Source organism: Pseudomonas oleovorans subsp. oleovorans (genome assembly GCF_002197815.1).
Lineage (GTDB): Bacteria > Pseudomonadota > Gammaproteobacteria > Pseudomonadales > Pseudomonadaceae > Aquipseudomonas > Aquipseudomonas oleovorans.
This window is the reverse complement of the sequence record NZ_NIUB01000011.1, coordinates 75,787-94,308: the sequence shown is the minus strand read 5'-3', so window position 1 is coordinate 94,308 and position 18,522 is coordinate 75,787. Positions and strand designations below refer to the sequence as shown.

Annotated in this window: 14 protein-coding genes; 3 read left to right on the top strand and 11 right to left on the bottom strand. The window is 63.3% G+C overall.

All coding sequences use genetic code 11. From position 1 onward, the window contains the following. Window positions 1–96: 96 nt before the first annotated feature. The 8 genes from fdhA to PSOLE_RS08795 form a co-directional block, all read right to left on the bottom strand. Window positions 97–1,296, bottom strand: a complete 1,200-nt coding sequence (fdhA, locus tag PSOLE_RS08830; protein WP_074855403.1) for a formaldehyde dehydrogenase, glutathione-independent — start codon at window positions 1,294–1,296, stop codon at window positions 97–99. A gap of 373 nt (window positions 1,297–1,669) precedes the next feature. Further along, complete coding sequence (gene purU, locus PSOLE_RS08825; protein WP_074855402.1) at window positions 1,670–2,533, bottom strand: formyltetrahydrofolate deformylase; 864 nt, start codon at window positions 2,531–2,533, stop codon at window positions 1,670–1,672. Window positions 2,534–2,800: 267 nt separating this feature from the next. Continuing rightward, window positions 2,801–3,430, bottom strand: coding sequence for a sarcosine oxidase subunit gamma (locus tag PSOLE_RS08820; RefSeq protein ID WP_074855401.1), 630 nt, complete (start codon window positions 3,428–3,430; stop codon window positions 2,801–2,803). Further along, the gene (locus tag PSOLE_RS08815) at window positions 3,423–6,446 is read right to left on the bottom strand and encodes a sarcosine oxidase subunit alpha (protein WP_074855400.1); all 3,024 of its coding nucleotides are present in this window, start codon (window positions 6,444–6,446) and stop codon (window positions 3,423–3,425) included. Before PSOLE_RS08815 ends, PSOLE_RS08820 begins: the two co-directional genes overlap by 8 nt. Next, entirely contained in the window at window positions 6,443–6,769 is a 327-nt protein-coding gene (locus tag PSOLE_RS08810; RefSeq protein ID WP_074855399.1) for a sarcosine oxidase subunit delta, read from the bottom strand. The genes PSOLE_RS08815 and PSOLE_RS08810 overlap by 4 nt, the downstream gene beginning before the upstream one ends. Before the next feature lie 188 nt (window positions 6,770–6,957). Then, entirely contained in the window at window positions 6,958–8,208 is a 1,251-nt protein-coding gene (locus PSOLE_RS08805; protein WP_074855398.1) for a sarcosine oxidase subunit beta family protein, read from the bottom strand. A 122-nt stretch (window positions 8,209–8,330) separates the two neighbouring features. Next, window positions 8,331–9,584, bottom strand: a complete 1,254-nt coding sequence (gene glyA, locus PSOLE_RS08800) for a serine hydroxymethyltransferase (RefSeq protein WP_017675820.1) — start codon at window positions 9,582–9,584, stop codon at window positions 8,331–8,333. Window positions 9,585–10,274: 690 nt separating this feature from the next. After that, entirely contained in the window at window positions 10,275–10,574 is a 300-nt protein-coding gene (locus tag PSOLE_RS08795) for a hypothetical protein (protein WP_003463904.1), read from the bottom strand. A 239-nt stretch (window positions 10,575–10,813) separates the two neighbouring features. Between PSOLE_RS08795 and PSOLE_RS08790 the strand changes: the two genes are divergently transcribed. Continuing rightward, window positions 10,814–11,854, top strand: a complete 1,041-nt coding sequence (locus PSOLE_RS08790) for a threonine aldolase family protein (protein WP_074855397.1) — start codon at window positions 10,814–10,816, stop codon at window positions 11,852–11,854. A gap of 59 nt (window positions 11,855–11,913) precedes the next feature. Here PSOLE_RS08790 and gbcB read toward each other — a convergent pair whose 3' ends face one another. Continuing rightward, on the bottom strand, window positions 11,914–13,020 hold the full coding sequence (gbcB, locus tag PSOLE_RS08785) for a glycine-betaine demethylase subunit GbcB (protein WP_074855396.1): 1,107 nt from the start codon (window positions 13,018–13,020) through the stop codon (window positions 11,914–11,916). A gap of 314 nt (window positions 13,021–13,334) precedes the next feature. Between gbcB and gbcA the strand changes: the two genes are divergently transcribed. Then, a complete protein-coding gene (gene gbcA, locus PSOLE_RS08775; protein ID WP_074855395.1) occupies window positions 13,335–14,621 on the top strand; it encodes a glycine-betaine demethylase subunit GbcA in 1,287 nt (428 codons plus the stop codon). A gap of 142 nt (window positions 14,622–14,763) precedes the next feature. Here gbcA and rlmE read toward each other — a convergent pair whose 3' ends face one another. After that, window positions 14,764–15,393: a 23S rRNA (uridine(2552)-2'-O)-methyltransferase RlmE gene (gene rlmE / locus PSOLE_RS08770; protein ID WP_003463912.1), complete on the bottom strand. Its 630-nt coding sequence runs from the start codon at window positions 15,391–15,393 to the stop codon at window positions 14,764–14,766. A gap of 202 nt (window positions 15,394–15,595) precedes the next feature. On the opposite strand from rlmE, the gene PSOLE_RS08765 reads away from it, so the two are divergent. After that, complete coding sequence (locus PSOLE_RS08765; protein WP_074855394.1) at window positions 15,596–16,321, top strand: TrmH family RNA methyltransferase; 726 nt, start codon at window positions 15,596–15,598, stop codon at window positions 16,319–16,321. A gap of 106 nt (window positions 16,322–16,427) precedes the next feature. Here PSOLE_RS08765 and typA read toward each other — a convergent pair whose 3' ends face one another. Then, entirely contained in the window at window positions 16,428–18,251 is a 1,824-nt protein-coding gene (gene typA / locus PSOLE_RS08760; protein ID WP_039965278.1) for a translational GTPase TypA, read from the bottom strand. Window positions 18,252–18,522: the final 271 nt, after the last annotated feature.

Below are 18,522 nucleotides of genomic sequence, written 5' to 3'. Positions count from 1 at the left end.
GATCAGCATTAGCCTGCGGGCTCCCGAAAGACGACGCCAACAACTGCGCCTTTGTCGTGAAAGGTAGCGGCCTGGGACTAAGCCCAGGTCACGACGTCACGCCGCACTGAAGGTCTTATGCGGGTCGATGACGAATTTCTTCGGCACGCCGGCATCGAACTCGCCGTAGCCACGCGGCGCATCGTCCAGGCTGATGACCTGCACACCGACCACCTCGGCGATGTTGATGCGATCCCACATGATGGCCTGCATCAGCGCGCGGTTGTACTTCATCACCGGGGTCTGGCCGGTGTGGAAGCTGTGCGACTTGGCCCAGCCGAGGCCGAAGCGGATGCTCAGGGCGCCGATCTTCGCCGCCGCGTCCACCGCGCCCGGGTCTTCGGTGACGTAGAGGCCGGGAATACCGATCTTGCCGGCCACGCGGGTGACCTGCATCAGCGAGTTGAGCACGGTGGCCGGGGCCTCGTGCTGCGCGCCGTCATGGCCGTGACCGCGGGCCTCGAAGCCCACGCAGTCGATGGCGCAATCGACTTCCGGCTCGCCGAGCAGCTCGGCGATCTGCTCATGCAGCGGCGTGTCCTTGGACAGGTCGGCGATCTCGAAGCCCACCGCCTTGGCATGGGCCAGGCGCACCGGGTTGACGTCGCCGACTATGACCACGGCGGCGCCGAGCAGACGCGCCGAAGCGGCGGCGGCCAGACCGACCGGGCCGGCACCGGCGACGTAGACGGTGCTGCCCGGGCCAACGCCCGCAGTGACCGCACCGTGGTAACCGGTGGGCAGAATGTCGGACAGGCAGGTCAGGTCACGGATCTTCTCCATGGCCTTGTCGCGGTCCGGCAGCTTGAGCAGATTGAAGTCGGCGTAGGGCACCAGCACGTATTCGGCCTGACCGCCGGTCCAGTCGCCCATGTCGACGTAGCCGTAGGCGCCACCGGCACGCGCTGGGTTGACGGTCAGGCAGACGCCGGTGTGCTGTTCCTTGCAGCTGCGGCAGCGACCGCAGGCGACGTTGAAGGGAACGGAAACCAGATCGCCGATCTGCAGACGCTCGACATCGCGGCCCTTCTCGATCACCTCACCGGTGATCTCGTGGCCCAGCACCAGGCCGACCTGTGCGGTGGTACGGCCACGCACCATGTGCTGGTCGGAGCCACAGATATTGGTGGAAACGACTTTCAGGATGACCCCGTGCTCGATCTTCTTGCCGCGCGGATCCTGCATTTTCGGGTAGTCGATCTTCTGCACTTCGACCTTGCCCGTACCGAGATAAACCACACCACGATTACCAGACATGCGTAACTCTCCTTTCTTGTTGTGGACACAAGACGCGACCGACGGGCCGCGCGACCTTGCACTGGAGCTTGTTGCATCTGTTGCCGGAAACCGCCGGTAAAGCCTGGCAGGGCGGTTTCCGTAGGGTGGGCCGAGCGGCGATCCGCCTTAGCCCACCAATTACGTTCTTCCGTTGCGCCTGGTGGGCTAAAGCCCACCCTACAAATGGCACCGTTGTTACCGTAGGGTGGGCTTTAGCCCACCAAATAGCGTTTTACGTTGCGACTCCTTCTCTAGGGTGGGCCGGGCGGCCTTCCACTTTAGCCTACCGAAAAAGCCTGTGGGCTGAAGCGGAGCGCCGCCCGACCCACCCTACAGCCAGGTAGCCTCGTGTTCAGGCGTTGAGCACCACAGTGCGGTTGGCATTGAGGAACACACGGCGGTCGATGTGGTAGCCGACGGCGCGGGCCAGGGTCAGACATTCGATATCGCGGCCCTTGGCGATCAGGTCCTCCGGGTAATGCGCGTGATCCACCGCCTCCACGCCCTGGGCGATGATCGGCCCCTCGTCGAGGTCGTTGTTGATGTAGTGCGCCGTGGCACCGACCAACTTGACGCCCTTCTGGTAGGCCTGGTGGTAGGGCTTGGCGCCCTTGAAACCGGGCAGCAGCGAGTGGTGGATATTGATCGCCCAGCCGTCCAGCCGGCGACACAGCTCGGGCGACAGCACCTGCATGTAGCGGGCGAGCACCACCAGCTCCGCGCCGGTGTCCTCGATCACCTGCAGCACCTTGCGCTCTTGCGCCGGCTTGTCGGCCGGATCGAGCGGGAAATGGTGGTAGGGAATGCCGTGCCAGCGCGCCAGCGGTTCCAGATCCGGGTGGTTGGACACCACCGCCACCACGTCCATGGCCAACTGGCCGATGCGCTGGCGATACAGCAAGTCATGCAGGCAGTGGTCGGCCTTGGACACCATCAGCACCACCTTGGCGCGGTAGCCCGGCGGGGTCAGCTCGACCTGCATGTCGAAGGGCGCCAGACGCTCGGCAACGCCAGCGCGGAAGGCGGCCTCGTCGAAGTCCTGCGGTTGGCGGAACTCGACGCGGATGAAAAAGCGCGAGGACAGCCGGTCATCGAAGCTGTGGTGCTCGGTGACGTAGCAGCGCTGCTCGAAGAGAAAGCGCGTCACCGCGTCCACGGTGCCGAGCACGCTCGGGCAATGGGCGGTGAGAATCCAGGTGTCGGGGGTGCGGCTCATAATAGACTCCATTGCTGTTCACCCCTCTCCCTTGGGAGAGGGGCCGGGGGTGAGGGCTATCCGACACAACTCGGTCTGCCCCTTCCCTCACCCCACCCCTCTCCCGGAGGGAGAGGGGGTTGTTCGTGGCTGCTTGTGAGACCCACGCCAGACACACGTAATAGCGAACTCCCCTCAGCGTTGGCATCCTGCGCCCCCTACCTCCTGCTCCATGCAGTCGTCTCCGGGAGGAAGAGGGAGCTGTCCGCGTATACCTCAGGTTCAGCTTCAGGCCTCAACCGCCAACCCATACTCGGCACTGGCATCCTGCAGCCACAGCCAGAAGTAGTCGGCGAAGCTGCGGCGGATCACCAGCTCCCAGGTCTCCTCGCCAGTGTGGCGAATCACCAGTTGGGACTTGGCGAACACCGTGCCCACCGCCTTGCCCACCGGGAAGTTGCTCGGGTGCACGTCGTAGCTGGTCGATTTCATCAGCAGCTCACGCACCTTCGGCCCGGACAGCTCCAGCAGGGTCTGTCCGCCGCTGACGTTGACCACCGAGATATGCTGGCCATCCAGCGCTTCGCGCAGCCGGCGCTCGACCTCGAACTCGCTGCCGCCGGGCACGATCAGCAGCCATTCGTCCGGGCCCAGCCACTGCAGCGAGGTGTCGCCGTCGGCGACCAGGGTCAGCGCCACCGGCAGTTCCAGACCCAGGGCCTTGTGCACACCGCCGGAGAAACCGGCGTCCTTGGCATCCCCACGAATCACCAGATGCCCGCGCAGTTTCTTCTCGCGCAGGGTGATACCGGCGTTCTTGCGGCCCTTGCCGACCAGCTCATGCAGGCCGGCGTGGTGCAGCGGCGATTGCCCGGCGATGTCGGCGGGACGTTGTGAGTAGACGTTGACGTTAGACATTCTGGCGATCCCCTTTCGGGTCATAGAACACGGAGCTGCAGATTTCGGCTTCGATCACGCTGCCATCGGCCAGCGGTGCGAACACACGCTCGCCCATGCGCTTGAGGCCGCCTTTGACCACCGCCATGGCGAAGCTGTAACCCATCGCCGCGCTCATGTAGCTGGAGGTGACGTGGCCGACCATCTGCATCGGGATGGACTGTTTCGGGTCGAACACCAGTTGCGCACCTTCCGGCAGCACCTGATTCGGGTCGACCGGTTTCAGCCCGACCAGCTGCTTGCGGTCTTCGCGCAGGCAGTCGGCGCGGTTCATGCCGCGCTTGCCGATCCAGGAGAACGGCTTGGTACGGCCGACGCACCAGCCCATGTTCAGATCGTCCGGGGTCACCGAGGCGTCGGTGTCCTGGCCAACGATGATGAAGCCCTTCTCCGCACGCAGTACGTGCATGGTCTCGGTGCCGTAGGGAGTCAGGTCGAACTCCTTGCCGGCTTCGATGATCTGCTCCCACACGCCCAGAGCGTAGTCGGCCTGCACGTTGACCTCGTAGCTCAGCTCGCCGGTGAAGGAAATGCGGAACACCCGCGCCGGCACACCGCCAACCAGACCTTCCTTCCAGCTCATGAAGGGGAAGGCGTCCTTGTCCAGGTCGATATCGGTGACCTTGGCCAGCAGCTTGCGGCTGTTGGGGCCGGACAGGGTCATGGTCGCCCAGTGGTCGGTGACCGAGGTGAAGTACACCTTCAGCTCCGGCCATTCGGTCTGGTGGTATATTTCCAGCCATTCCAGCACGCGCGCCGCGCCGCCAGTGGTGGTGGTCATGAGGAAATGGTTGTCGCCGAGACAGGCGGTAACGCCGTCGTCGAAGACCATGCCATCTTCCTTGCACATCAGGCCATAGCGCGCCTTGCCCACATCGAGCTTGGTCCAGGCGTTGGTGTAGACGCGGTTGAGGAACTCGCGCGCATCCGGGCCCTGAATGTCGATCTTGCCCAGGGTGGAAGCATCGAGGATGCCCACGCTGCTGCGCACGGCCAGGCACTCGCGGGCCACGGCTGCGTGCAGGTCCTCGCCATTTTTCGGGAAGTACCAGGGGCGCTTCCACTGGCCGACGTCCTCGAACTCGGCGCCGTTCTTCACATGCCAGGCCTGCATCGCGGTGTAGCGCTTGGCATCGAACAGCTCACCACAGTGGCGACCGGCCACGGCGCCGAAAGTCACCGGCGTGTAATTCGGACGGAACATGGTGGTGCCCATCTGCACGATGCTGATGCCCATCGAACGCGCGGCGATAGCCAGGCCGTTGATGTTGCCCAGCTTGCCCTGGTCGGTGCCGAAGCCCAGTGCGGTGTAACGTTTGACGTGCTCGACCGACTCGAAGCCCTCGCGCGTGGCCAGCTCGATGCCGGCGGCGGTGACGTCGTTCTGCAGGTCGACGAACTGCTTGGGTGCGCGCGCGGTGGATTTGTCGTGCGGCACCTGGAACAGCGCCAGCATCGGCTCCTCGTGCAACGCCTCGACCTGCGGCAGGCTGCCGCTAACCGCCTTGTAACCGGCCTCGGCAGCTGCCTTGGCGCCCGCCTCGAAGCCATTGGCGAGCACGTCACCGAGGGCGAACACGCCATTCACCGCACCCGCGTCGATGCGCTGCTGGATGCCGTTGCCCGGCCCCGGCACGAAACCGAGGATGTCCTCGCGCCATTCGGGGCGACCACCCAGGTGCGACGCCAAGTGCACCACCGGGCTGTAGCCACCGGAGCTGACGATCAGGTCGCAGTCGAGCACTTCGCCAGGGCTGGTGACCTTGTGTGCCTTGGCATCGATGGCGCAGATACGCGCGCCGGTGACGCGCTTGCTGCCGCGCGCTTCGATCACCGCGCTGCCGGTGAGAATGCGCACGCCACGGGCACGTGCTTCCTCGACCCAGGCGCCACGCGGGTTGCTGCGTGCATCGGCGACAGCAACCACCTTGCGACCGGCATCGAGCCAGTCGAGCACCACGCGGTAGGCATAATCGTTGTTGGTCGACAGCACCAGTTCCTGGCCCGGTGCCACGCCGTAACGGCGGACGTAGGTCGACACGGCGCCAGCCAGCATATTGCCCGGTACATCGTTGTTGGCGTACACCAGCGGCCGCTCATGGGCGCCGCTGGCCAACACCACACGCTTGGCACGCACGCGGTGCATGCGCTGACGGGCCTGTCCCATCGGCGCGGTTTCGCCGAGGTGATCGGTCAGGCGCTGGTGAATGGTGAGGAAGTTGTGGTCGTGGTAGCCGTTGACCGTGGCGCGGGGCAGCAGGGTCACTTCCGGCATGGCCTGCAACTCGGCGATGGCTTGCGCCACCCAGTCGGTGGCAGGCTTGCCGTCGAGGGTCTCGCGGGTGTCGAGCAGGCTGCCACCGAACTCTTCCTGTTCATCGGCGAGGATCACCCGCGCACCGCTACGGCCAGCCGCCAGCGCGGCGGCGAGACCGGCAGGGCCGGCGCCGACGATCAGCACGTCGCAGTGCTGGTTGAGCTGGTCGTAGATATCCGGGTCGACCTCGGTGGGCGAACGGCCTAAGCCTGCGGCCTTGCGGATGTACTTCTCGTAGGTCATCCACAGGTTCTGTGGATACATGAAGGTCTTGTAGTAGAAACCGGGCGGCATCATGCCGCCACCAACCTTGCCGAGGATGCCCATCAGGTCGGTGTTGACGCTCGGCCAGCCATTGGTGCTGTTGGCCACCAGGCCGCTGTACAGCGCCTGCTGGGTCGCACGCACGTTGGGGATCTGCGCCGCCTCGCTGGAGCCGATCTGCAACACGGCATTGGGCTCTTCCGCGCCCGCAGCGACGATGCCGCGTGGGCGCGAGTACTTGAAGCTGCGGCCGACGATGTCGACGCCGTTGGCCAGCAGCGCGGCGGCCAGGCTGTCGCCGGCGAAGCCCTGATAGGTCTGGCCATTGAAGGTGAAGCTCAGCGCCTGGCTGCGGTCGATGCGACCGCCCTTGGCAAGACGATTGACCTGACTCATGCCGTTACTCCTTCTGCCACGACTTGCTTGTCGGGGGCCCCGGCTGCGGTGACCGAAGGCTTCTCGCCGACCTTGTAGGTCTCGAGAATCTCGTAGGTCACGGTGTGGCGGGTGACATTGAAATACTTGCGGCAACCGGCCGCATGCACCCACAGCTCGTGGTGGATACCACGCGGGTTGTCGCGGAAGAACATGTACTCGCCCCACTCTGCATCGCTGCAGGCATCGGGATCGAGCGGGCGAGCGATGTGCGCCTGGCCCTTGGCGTGGAATTCCTCTTCGGAGCGCAGTTCGCCACAGTAAGGGCAGAAGATGTGCAGCATGTTGGCCTCCTGAAACACTCCCCGCTCGCAGATGCCAACGGGGTTTATCTTGTCTCCCCTCTCCCACTTGTGGGAGAGGGGTCGGGGGAGAGGGCATTCGGTGTTGGCCGCGCTACCCTCTCCCGGCCCTGCGGGCCACCCTCTCCCGCAAGCGGGAGAGGGTCATCAGCTTTGCGCTACGCGCGCTTTTAGTGAGCCACCGCAGCGGCGCCGTGCTCGTCGATCAGTGCGCCGGTGTGAAAACGGTCGATGGAGAACGGTTTGGCCAGCGGGTGCATCTCACCCTTGGCCAGGCTGGCGGCGAACACGTGGCCCGAACCCGGCGTGGCCTTGAAGCCACCAGTGCCCCAACCGCAGTTGAAGAACAGGTTGTCCACCGGGGTCTTGGAGATGATCGGGCAGGCATCGGGGCTGGTATCGACGATGCCGCCCCACTGGCGATTCATGCGCACGCGCGAGAGCACCGGGAACATCTCGACGATGGCCTGCAGGGTGTGCTCGATAGTGTGGTAGGAGCCGCGCTGGCCGTAGCCGTTGTAGCCGTCGATGCCGGCACCGATGACCAGATCGCCCTTGTCCGACTGGCTGATGTAGCCATGCACGGCGTTGGACATGATCACGCTGTCGATGATCGGCTTGATCGGCTCGGACACCAGCGCTTGCAGCGGGTGCGATTCCAGCGGCAGACGGAAGCCGGCGAGCCCCGCCATGTGCCCGGAATTACCGGCAGTGACCACACCGACGCGCTTGGCGCCGATGAAACCCTTGTTGGTCTCCACGCCGATCACCGCACCGTTCTGCTTGCGGAAACCGATCACCTCGGTGTTCTGGATCAGATCGACGCCCAAGGCATCGGCGGCACGTGCGTAGCCCCAGGCCACGGCGTCGTGACGGGCGACGCCACCGCGACGCTGTACGGTGGAACCCATCACCGGGTAACGGGTGTTCTTGCTGCAGTCGAGGTAGGGAATCTCCGCCTCGACCTGCTTGGCATCCAGCAGTTCACCATCCACGCCATTGAGGCGGTTGGCGCTGACGCGGCGCTCGGCGTCACGCATGTCCTGCAGGGTGTGGCAGAGGTTGTAGACACCGCGCTGGGAGAACATGACGTTGTAGTTGATGTCCTGCGACAGCCCTTCCCACAACTTCATCGCGTGTTCGTAGAGCTGCGCGGACTCGTCCCACAGGTAGTTGGAACGCACGATGGTGGTGTTGCGCGCGGTGTTGCCGCCGCCGAGCCAGCCCTTCTCCACCACTGCGACGTTCTTCACGCCGAATTCCTTGGCCAGGTAATAGGCCGTGGCCAGGCCGTGGCCGCCACCGCCGACGATGACCACGTCGTACACCGGCTTGGGCGTCGGGTTACGCCACATGCGCTGCCAGTTCTCATGGTGGCTGAACGAGTGCTTGAACAGGCCGAAGCCGGAATAACGTTGCATGGAGATGCTCCTTGAATCTGTTCTCGAACGCCTAACCTGTAGGAGCCAGCTTGCTGGCGATCCATTACAACGAGCTCGGCTGGATCGCCAGCAAGCTGGCTCCTACAACAGAGCAGAAGGCTTTAGCGGTATACGGGGTAGTCCGCGCACAGCCCGGCGACCAGCTTGGCCACCTGCGCCTCGACATCGGCATCGCCGAGGTGATCGAGGATGTCGCAGATCCAGCCGGCCAGCGCCTGGCACTGGGCGACCTTGAAGCCACGGGTGGTCACCGCCGGCGTGCCGATACGGATGCCCGACGTGACAAACGGCGACTGTGGGTCGTTCGGTACGGCGTTCTTGTTCACGGTGATGCCAGCGCGGCCAAGGGCGGCGTCAGCCTCCTTACCGGTCAGCCCTTGCTTGATCAGGCTGAGCAGGAACAGATGGTTGTCGGTGCCACCGGAGACCACCTCGTAGCCGCGCTCGATAAAGACCTTGGCCATGGCCTGGGCGTTGTCGATCACCTGCTGCTGGTAGGCCTTGAACTCCGGCTCCATGGCCTCCTTGAAGCACACGGCCTTGGCGGCGATGACGTGCATCAGCGGGCCGCCCTGGGCACCGGGGAATACGGCGGAGTTGAGCTTCTTCTCGATCTCTTCGTTGGCCTTGGCCAGGATCAGGCCGCCACGCGGGCCACGCAGAGTCTTGTGGGTGGTGGTAGTGACCACATCGGCGAAGGGAATCGGGTTCGGGTACAGACCGGCGGCGACCAGGCCAGCGACGTGGGCCATGTCGACGAACAGCAGCGCACCGACCTTGTCGGCGATGGCGCGAAAGCGCGGGAAATCCAGGGTCTTGGAGTAGGCGGAAAACCCGGCGACGATGATCTTCGGCTTGTGCTCCACGGCCAGGCGCTCGACCTCGTCGTAGTCGATCAGCCCGGTAGCGGTGTCCAGGCCGTACTGCACGGCGTTGTAGAGTTTGCCCGAGGACGACACCTTGGCGCCGTGAGTCAGGTGGCCGCCGTGGGCCAGGCTCATGCCGAGGATAGTGTCGCCGGCATTGAGCAACGCCAGGTACACGGCGCTGTTGGCCGAGGAACCGGAGTGCGGCTGAACGTTGGCGTAATCGGCGCCGAACAGCGCCTTGGCGCGGTCGATGGCCAGTTGCTCGACCTTGTCGACATACTCGCAGCCACCGTAATAACGCTTGCCCGGATAACCTTCGGCGTACTTGTTGGTCAGGCCGCTGCCCTGCGCTTCCATCACCCGCTGACTGCAGTAGTTCTCCGAGGCGATCAGCTCGATATGCTCTTCCTGACGGCGTTCTTCCTGATCGATCGCCGCGAGCAACTCGTCGTCGTAACCCTGAATCTGATCCTGCTTGCTGAACATCTCAACTCTCCTGCAGCGCCTGTGGGCGGCGGTCTTGGACGGGCAGGCCGGCAAGGCCCTGTGCAGCGATGGTAGGGCCGCCCCTGCCCGCTCAAATGCCTGCCAACGCCGTGAGAGCATTCGTTTGCGACATGGCCTTGTCGCAATCAGGCGCGTCGCGGGTGCGCCGCTGGTTTGCACACAAATCACGGGGATCAAACTGTGGATAAACCGTGCATACAACGCCCGCCCCAGGAATGGCAGGGGCTCCCGCAAAAAGGTCATTTCCTGATCGATATCAAGCAGTTAACAACATCAGCCATACACAGAAGCCGTGGACTAGCCTGTGGAAAAGCTGTCAGCAGATTGCTGCCGGCCTTGCACTCACTGCGATACAGGGCTGCGCTCAATATCCATACACCCGCACCGCCACCCTGGCTTATCCACCAGCGACATGAGCGAGAGGCAGGGATCGGTTGGGGATATGCACAGAAGATGTGGATGAAACTGTGCATAGGCTGTTCGACGCAGGCGCGAAGCCAGAGCAGCCGGGGCTTGCCGAGAGACGGCTAAAAATCGAACAGGATCAAATAGATAGACGCGGCTTGTGCACAAATACTGTGGGCGCCACTGTGCACTGCCTGTGGAAATCCGGCGCCAGGCCAGAGCCCACGGGGCTCCGGCACAAGCGCACGTTATTTACTCAGCCACTTATGGCTTGAGTTTCTCTCCGCAACTGCTGGAGGCATTCACCAGGCGCTGCTGCATGGTAGGGTCAGGCGGAGACTGGCGACTCATTTCCTGCAACTCGGCCTCGCTGAATTCCTTGCTGACGCTGGTCGCAGCGCAGTCGCAATAAGCACGCAGTTGTGGCTCCTCGTAGCCTGCCGGTGCGCCAGCGATGCACTGCTGAACGAATTCGGTCTTGGCATCATCCGACCACTCGGCGGCGGAAACGGGCAGCGCCACGGCCAGCGGCAGAGCAAGGGCGAGCAGGTGACGATAAGTCATGGGAAACTCCTTCTCTTGATTGCGGAGAGCGGATCGACTGCCGCCCTCTGGTAAGTGTGAACGCCAGAGCAAGCTTCAAGTTCCATCTGCTAGCCGAACGTTTGGCCACGAACCGACTCGGCAGTACGCTTCAGCGCAACAACTCGTCGCGGCGACGGACGCCTGACAGATAGCCGCAGGGTTAAAGTAGAGGCTTTCCCGGCAGACCCGCCGGCAGGTTTTTCAGAAGGAACGCGCCAATGCCCGACAATGCCCAGCAATTCGCCAGCGACAACTACTCCGGCATCTGTCCCGAAGCTTGGGCCGCCATGGCCGAGGCCAACCAGGGCCACCAGCGCGCCTACGGCGATGACGAATGGACGGCGCGCGCTGCCGATCACTTCCGCCGCCTGTTCGAGACCGACTGCGAGGTGTTCTTCGCCTTCAACGGCACCGCCGCCAACTCCCTGGCCCTGGCCTCGCTGTGCCAGAGCTACCACAGCGTGATCTGCTCGGAGACCGCCCACGTCGAAACCGACGAATGCGGCGCACCGGAGTTCTTCTCCAACGGCTCCAAGCTGCTGCTGGCCAAGACCGATAACGGCAAGCTGACCCCGCAAGCGATCCGCGAGATCGCTCGCAAGCGTCAGGATATCCACTACCCGAAACCGCGCGTGGTCACCCTCACCCAGGCCACCGAAGTAGGCACTGTCTATCGCCCGGAAGAAGTCCGCGCCATCAGCCAGGTCTGCGAGGAGCTGGGCCTGCACCTGCACATGGACGGCGCACGCTTCTCCAACGCCTGCGCCTTCCTCGGCTGCAGCCCGGCAGAGCTGACCTGGAAGGCCGGCGTCGACGTGCTGTGTTTCGGCGGCACCAAGAACGGCATGGCCGTCGGTGAGGCCATCGTCTTCTTCAACAAGGATCTGGCCGAGGACTTCGACTACCGCTGCAAGCAGGCCGGCCAACTGGCCTCGAAGATGCGCTACCTGTCCGCGCCCTGGGTCGGCATCCTGCAGAACGATGTCTGGCTGAAATACGCCAACCACGCCAACCGCTGCGCGCAGTTGCTGGCCAACCTGGTGGCGGATGTACCCGGCGTCAGCCTGATGTTCCCGGTGGAAGCCAACGGCGTGTTCCTGCAACTGTCGGAGCCGGCCATCGCCGCCCTCACCGCCCGTGGCTGGCGCTTCTACACCTTCATCGGCGCCGGCGGCGCGCGCTTCATGTGCAGCTGGGATACCGACGAAGCCCGCGTACGTCAGTTGGCCGCGGATATCCGTGAAGTAATGAGCGCCTGAATGACGCCATGACGCACCTGTGGGAGGGGCTTTAACCGCGACCAGAACCAAGGTGGCGATCAATAGTCGATCGCCACATCCCCTTTCGGCACGCTGCAACACGACAGGATGTAGCCCTCGGCCACATCCTCGTCGGTGATGCCGCCGTTGTGCTCCATTTCCACTTCCCCGGCGGTCTTCATCACCTTGCAGGTACCGCAGATACCCATGCCACAGGCCTTAGGGATATGCAGGCCAAGCTTGGCCGCAGCGGCGTGCACGGTTTCACCAGGCACCACACGGATGCTCTTGCCGGTACTGATGAACTCCACCTGATTGAGCTCGGCCACCGGCACCTCGGGCGCCTCGGCGGCTTCGGCGGCCAGTTCCTTGACCTCGGCGCGGATCTCCGGTGGCGTCGGGCCGAAGGCCTCCTCGTGGTAGCGGCTCATGTCATAGCCCGCCGCCTCGAGCAGACGCTTGACCGCGCTCATGTAGGGCGTCGGGCCACAGCAGAATATTTCGCGTTCGAGGAAGTCCGGTGCCATCAGCTCCAGCATTGGCTTGTTCAGGTAACCGCGATAGCCAGCCCAGGACTCACCCAGGCCATGCTTTTCGCAGATCACGTGCAGGCTGAAATTGTTGATGCGCGCCGCCATGTGCTCCAGCTCGCGCTGGTAGATGATGTCCTTCGGCGAACGGGCGCTGTGCACGAAGACCATGTCGACATTGGCATTGGTGTCGTAGAACCAGCGCGCCATCGACATCACCGGCGTGATGCCGACCCCACCGGAGAGGAACAGCACCTTGTCGGAGGGAAAATCGATGGCATTGAACAGGCCCACCGGCCCATGCACTGGCACCTCGTCGCCTTCCTTGAAGTTGTCGTGCAGCCAGTTCGAGACCTTGCCGCCCGGCACCCGCTTGATGGTGATGGAGAAGCTGTACGGCACCGAAGGCGAGCTGGAAATGGTGTAGGAGCGCATGATCGGCTGGCCATCGATCTCCAGCTCCAGGGTGACGAACTGCCCGGGCTTGAAGAAGAACAGCACGGGCTGGTCGGCCATGAAGCAGAAGGTGCGCACATCCCAGGTTTCCTGGATCACCTTGACGCAACGCACCAGGTGGCGGCCGTTGGTCCAGGTCTGCGTGGTAACCGGGTTGAGGAAGGCGTTGGTGGTGGTCATGAACAGCTCTCCACACGGCCGGATATCGGCCTATATACGGCGGATTGTGCGAAAGGCCGAGCACCGTCATTTATCTACCAGCGACATCCACATGCTTATCGCGACCTGCCTGATAGCACGGGGGCTAGCGCGTCGGAAACGCATCCGGCCATGTCGCCCATGGATAAGGTTTCGCCTTGGCTCGGCTCCACACTCCGCCTCACCACGCATGCACGCCCATCGCAGGCGGCAGTGATAAACGACCACCTTGCGGCACATACCGTATCAGCCACTTTTTCCGGCAGGCATAACGCGCCAGCCACTGAGGAGCCAACATGGACTGCACCCAAAATCTGAGCCTGGGCGACCCGCTGGAGCCCGTCCGCAAGGCCACCGCGCAGATGCTGCACGAACGCGACCACAGCTTCTCGCTGCCGCAGCCGTTCTACAACGACGAGCGCCTGTTCCAGGTCGACATGCAGGAGATCTTCCACAAGGAATGGTTGATCGCCGGCATGACCAGCGAAATCCCGACCAAGGGCAACTTCCTCACCCTGCAGATCGGCGACAACCCGATCATCGTCATCCGCGGTGCCGAAGGTCAGATCCATGCCTTCCACAACGTCTGCCGCCATCGCGGTTCGCGCCTGTGCGTCTCCGACAAAGGCAAGGTCGCCAAGCTGGTCTGCCCCTACCACCAATGGACTTATGAGCTCGATGGTCGCCTGTTGTTCGCCGGCACCGAGATGGGCGAAGGCTTCAAGCTCTCCGACTACAACCTCAAACCGGTCAACTGCAAGACCGCTGGCGGCTTCATCTTCATCAGCCTGGCGGACAACCCGCCGGCCATCGACGAGTTCCTGAGCACCCTGGCTCATTACATGGAGCCGTACGACATGGAGAACACCAAGGTCGCGGTGCAGAGCGTCATGCACGAGAAGGCCAACTGGAAGCTGGTGATCGAGAACAACCGCGAGTGCTACCACTGCAACGGTTCGCACCCGGAACTGCTCAACACCCTGCTGGAATGGGATGACGTCACCGACCCGCGCGCCAGCCAGGCGTTCAAGGATCAGGTGGCCGAATGCACCAGCCGCTGGGACAAGGACAACATCCCCTACGCCCACGCCAGCTTCGGTCTGCGCAACCGCATCGTGCGCATGCCGCTGCTCAAGGGCACCGTCTCCATGACCCTGGACGGCAAGCCAGGCTGTAACAAGCTGATGGGGCGCATCACCGACCCGGACCTGGGCTCCATGCGCATCCTGCACCTGCCGCATTCGTGGAACCACTGCATGGGCGATCACCTGATCAACTTCACCGTATGGCCGATCAGCGCCCAGGAGACGATCGTCATCACCAAATGGCTGGTGCACAAGGATGCAGTAGAAGGCGTCGACTATGACGTGGCGCGCCTGCGCCAGGTGTGGGACGCCACCAACGACCAGGATCGACGCCTCGGCGAGGAAAACCAGCGCGGCATCAACTCCACCGCCTACCAGCCGGGCCCGTATTCCAAGACCTACGAGTTCGGCGTGATCAACTTCCTCGACTGGTACAGCGAGCGCATGCTCAACAACCTCGGCGACACCCCGGCGCAACTGCGCCAGGTAGAGGGCTGACGCCGCCCCGCTGGGCCATGCCAGTGGCCGGCCTCATTAAGCCGGCCACTTCCCCCGTATGCCTCCCCGCAGCAAGCGCATCACAGAACGCCGAGCGCTGACTGGCTCAGCACAAACGCCGCGCGGGCGCGCAGACTGATCCCTACTGAGCGTCGCCCTTGAAGCCCTTGGCGACGAAATACACCTCACGCGAACGCGGACGCGAGGCTGCCGGCTTGCGCACCATGACCTTCTCGAAGGAACGCCGGACGTCGCGCAGGTACTCATCCGAACCCTCGCCCTGAAACACCTTGGCGACGAAGTTGCCGCCAGGCTTGAGCACCTGTCGGGCCATGTCCAGCACCAGCTCCACCAGATACATCGACGCCGCCTGATCGGCCACGCCGACGCCGCTGATGTTGGGGGCGATGTCAGAGACGATCAAATCCGGGCGACGACCATCGAGCAGATCGAGAATCTGCTGGAACACCTTGTCGTCGGTGAAGTCACCCTGAATGAAGTCGACGTTATCGAGCGAATCCATCGGCAGGATGTCGCTGGCGATTACCCGGCCGGTGGCCCCCACCATACGTCCGGCGATCTGCGACCAGCCACCGGGGGCCGAGCCCAGGTCCATCATCAGCATACCGGGACGAATCAGCTTGTCCTTTTCGTTGATCTCGATCAGCTTGTAGGCGGCACGCGAGCGGTAGCCGTCCTTCTGCGCCTGCTTCACGTAGGGATCGTTCACATGTTCGTTCAGCCAGCGGCTGCTGCTTTTTGAGCGTTTCATCGTTCAACCAGATCAATTCCAGGAAGGCAGCCCGCCGGCATGGTGACCCGGGCTGCACAATTGTCGCGAGTATAAGCCATCGCAGCCCTCCGGCTCACGCCGGCCGGCCCTGCAGCCTGACAGCCCGCCGGGTGGCAGGTACAATCGCAGCGGCCTCGCTACCGCGAGGAGCCCCGCTTTCACGCCCCTTTCCAGGCCTTCCATGAAACTCGACGACGTTAAGAAACTGCAGCAGAAAAAGTACCGGGAGCAATTCGGCCACTTCCTCGTCGAGGGCGAACACCTGGTGCTGGAACTGCAGAAAGCGGCGCAGCACGCGCCCCTGCTGGCAAGCAGCGAACTCTACGTCACGGCCGCCTACGAGCACTGGCAGAGCCCGTTCAGGACGCACCTGATCAGTGACCGGCAGATGGCGCAGATCGCCGACACCAAGACCCCCCAGGGGATCATCGCGGTAGTGCCGATGGCGGCGATTGGCTCCGACCCGTCGGCGCCGGCCGGCAAGGCCATCTACCTGCACGAGATCCAGGACCCCGGCAACCTCGGCACCATCCTGCGCAGCCTCGCCTGGTTCGGCGGCTTCCGCTGCCTGCTCAGCCCCGGCAGCGTCGACCCCTTCAATCCCAAGGTGGTGCGCGCCAGCATGGGGGCAATCTTTCACACCCCCATCGAGCAGGATGTCAGCCTCGACAACCTGAGCACGCGCTTTGCACGCATCGCCTGCCTCGACATGCAGGGCCAAAGCCTGCGCGCACCGGCCTTCGCGCAGGCCGAGTGCTACCTGTTCGGCAACGAAGCGCGCGGCGTCCCCAGCCAGGCGCTGAGCGAGCTCAACGCCACGCCGTTCACCATCGCCGGCAGCGGCGCGATCGAGTCACTGAACCTGGCCAGCACGGTAAACATCTGTGTGTATGAGCTGAGCCGCTAGCCCGCGACTCATGCCCGCGCGTCCCGGCGCTCGGCGAAAACCCACAAAAAAGCCCCGCCAGATCGCTCTGGCGGGGCTTTTCAGTTACAGCGCTAAGCTAGCCGCATCAAGCCTTGTTGGCTTTCTTGGCAGCGCGGGTGCGCTCGCCTTCGTCGAGGATCTTCTTGCGCAGACGGATCGACTTCGGCGTCACTTCGCACAGCTCGTCATCCTGGATGAACTCCAGAGCCTGCTCCAGGGTGAAGCGAACCGGCGGTACCAGGGCGATAGTTTCATCCTTGCCCGAAGCACGCATGTTGTCGAGCTTCTTGCCCTTGGTGGGGTTGACGCCCAGGTCGTTGTCGCGGCTGTTCAGGCCGATGATCTGACCGTTGTAGATTTCCTGGCCGTGCTCGATGAACAGCTTGCCGCGCGCCTGCAGGGTTTCCAGGGAGTAGGTCAGCGCCTTGCCGGTATCGATCGACACCAGTACGCCGTTCTGACGGCCAGACATGGTGCCCGGCTTAACGGTGTCGTAACGGTCGAAGATCGAGGTCAGGATGCCGGCGCCGTTGGTCAGGGTGAGGAACTGGTTACGGAAACCGATCAGACCGCGAGCCGGGATGTTGTATTCCAGGCGCACACGACCTTTGCCGTCCGGCGCCATGTTGGTCAGGTCGCCCTTACGCAGGCCCATCTCTTCCATGACCTTGCCCTGGGCTTCTTCCGGGATGTCGATGGTGACGTTCTCGTACGGTTCCTGCTTGACGCCGTTAACTTCACGGATGATCACTTCCGGACGGCCGACGCCCATTTCGAAGCCTTCGCGGCGCATGGTTTCGATCAGTACCGAGAGGTGCAGCTCGCCACGACCGGAGACCTTGAACTTGTCGGCGCTGTCGCCCTCTTCAACGCGCAGGGCCACGTTGTACAGCAGCTCCTTGTCCAGACGCTCCTTGATGTTGCGGCTGGTGACGAACTTGCCTTCCTTGCCGCAGAACGGCGAATCGTTGACCTGGAAGGTCATCGACACGGTCGGCTCGTCGACGGTCAGCGGCTTCATCGCCTCGACATGGTTGATGTCGCACAGGGTGTCGGAGATGAACAGCTGGTCCATGCCGCTGACGCAGACGATGTCACCGGCGGTGGCTTCTTCGACGTCTACGCGGTGCAGGCCATGGTGGCCCATCAGCTTGAGGATACGGCCGTTACGCTTCTTGCCGTCGACGTCGATGGCCACTACCGGCGTGTTCGGCTTGACGCGACCACGGGCGATACGGCCGACACCGATGATGCCGAGGAAGCTGTTGTAGTCCAGCGCGGAGATCTGCATCTGGAACGGGCCGTCGAGGTCGACGTTCGGCGCCGGTACGTGGTCGACGATGGCCTGGTACAGCGGGGTCAGGTCTTCGGCCATGGCGGTGTGGTCGAGACCGGCGATGCCGTTCAGGGCGCTGGCGTAGACGACCTGGAAGTCGAGTTGCTCATCGGTGGCGCCGAGGTTATCGAACAGGTCGAAGATCTGATCCATGACCCAGTCAGGACGCGCGCCCGGACGGTCGATCTTGTTGATCACGACGATCGGCTTGAGGCCGGCTTCGAAGGCCTTCTTGGTCACGAAGCGGGTTTGCGGCATCGGGCCGTCCTGGGCGTCGACCACCAGCAGTACGGAGTCGACCATCGACATCACGCGCTCTACTTCACCGCCGAAGTCGGCGTGGCCGGGGGTGTCGACGATGTTGATGCGGTAGTCGTTCCATTTGATGGCGGTGTTCTTGGCCAGAATGGTGATGCCGCGCTCTTTTTCCTGGTCGTTGCTGTCCATCACGCGCTCGTCGTTGAGCTCGTTACGCTCAAGGGTGCCGGATTGACGCAGCAGGGCGTCGACGAGGGTGGTTTTGCCATGGTCGACGTGGGCGATGATGGCGATGTTGCGCAGTTTTTCGATCACTGTATGTATCTCGATCAGAGGATTCGGTGTGTCGCCCAGCCTGGACGACGAATATGTAGAAACTGGGATCAGCGAGCTGATCGGGGCACCTCTATAAACGTAGGCGAGGCAGTCAGTGCAAGGCAGAAACAAGCGAAAAACGGTCGGAGTCGCGCTCGACTTTACGAGCTATGTGAGCATTTTGAGCTTGTTTTTAACGCAGCAATGACAACGCAGGTAGTTTTTAGAGGTGCCCCGGGTCGGGAGGGCGATGGCGGATACTGCCGCCATT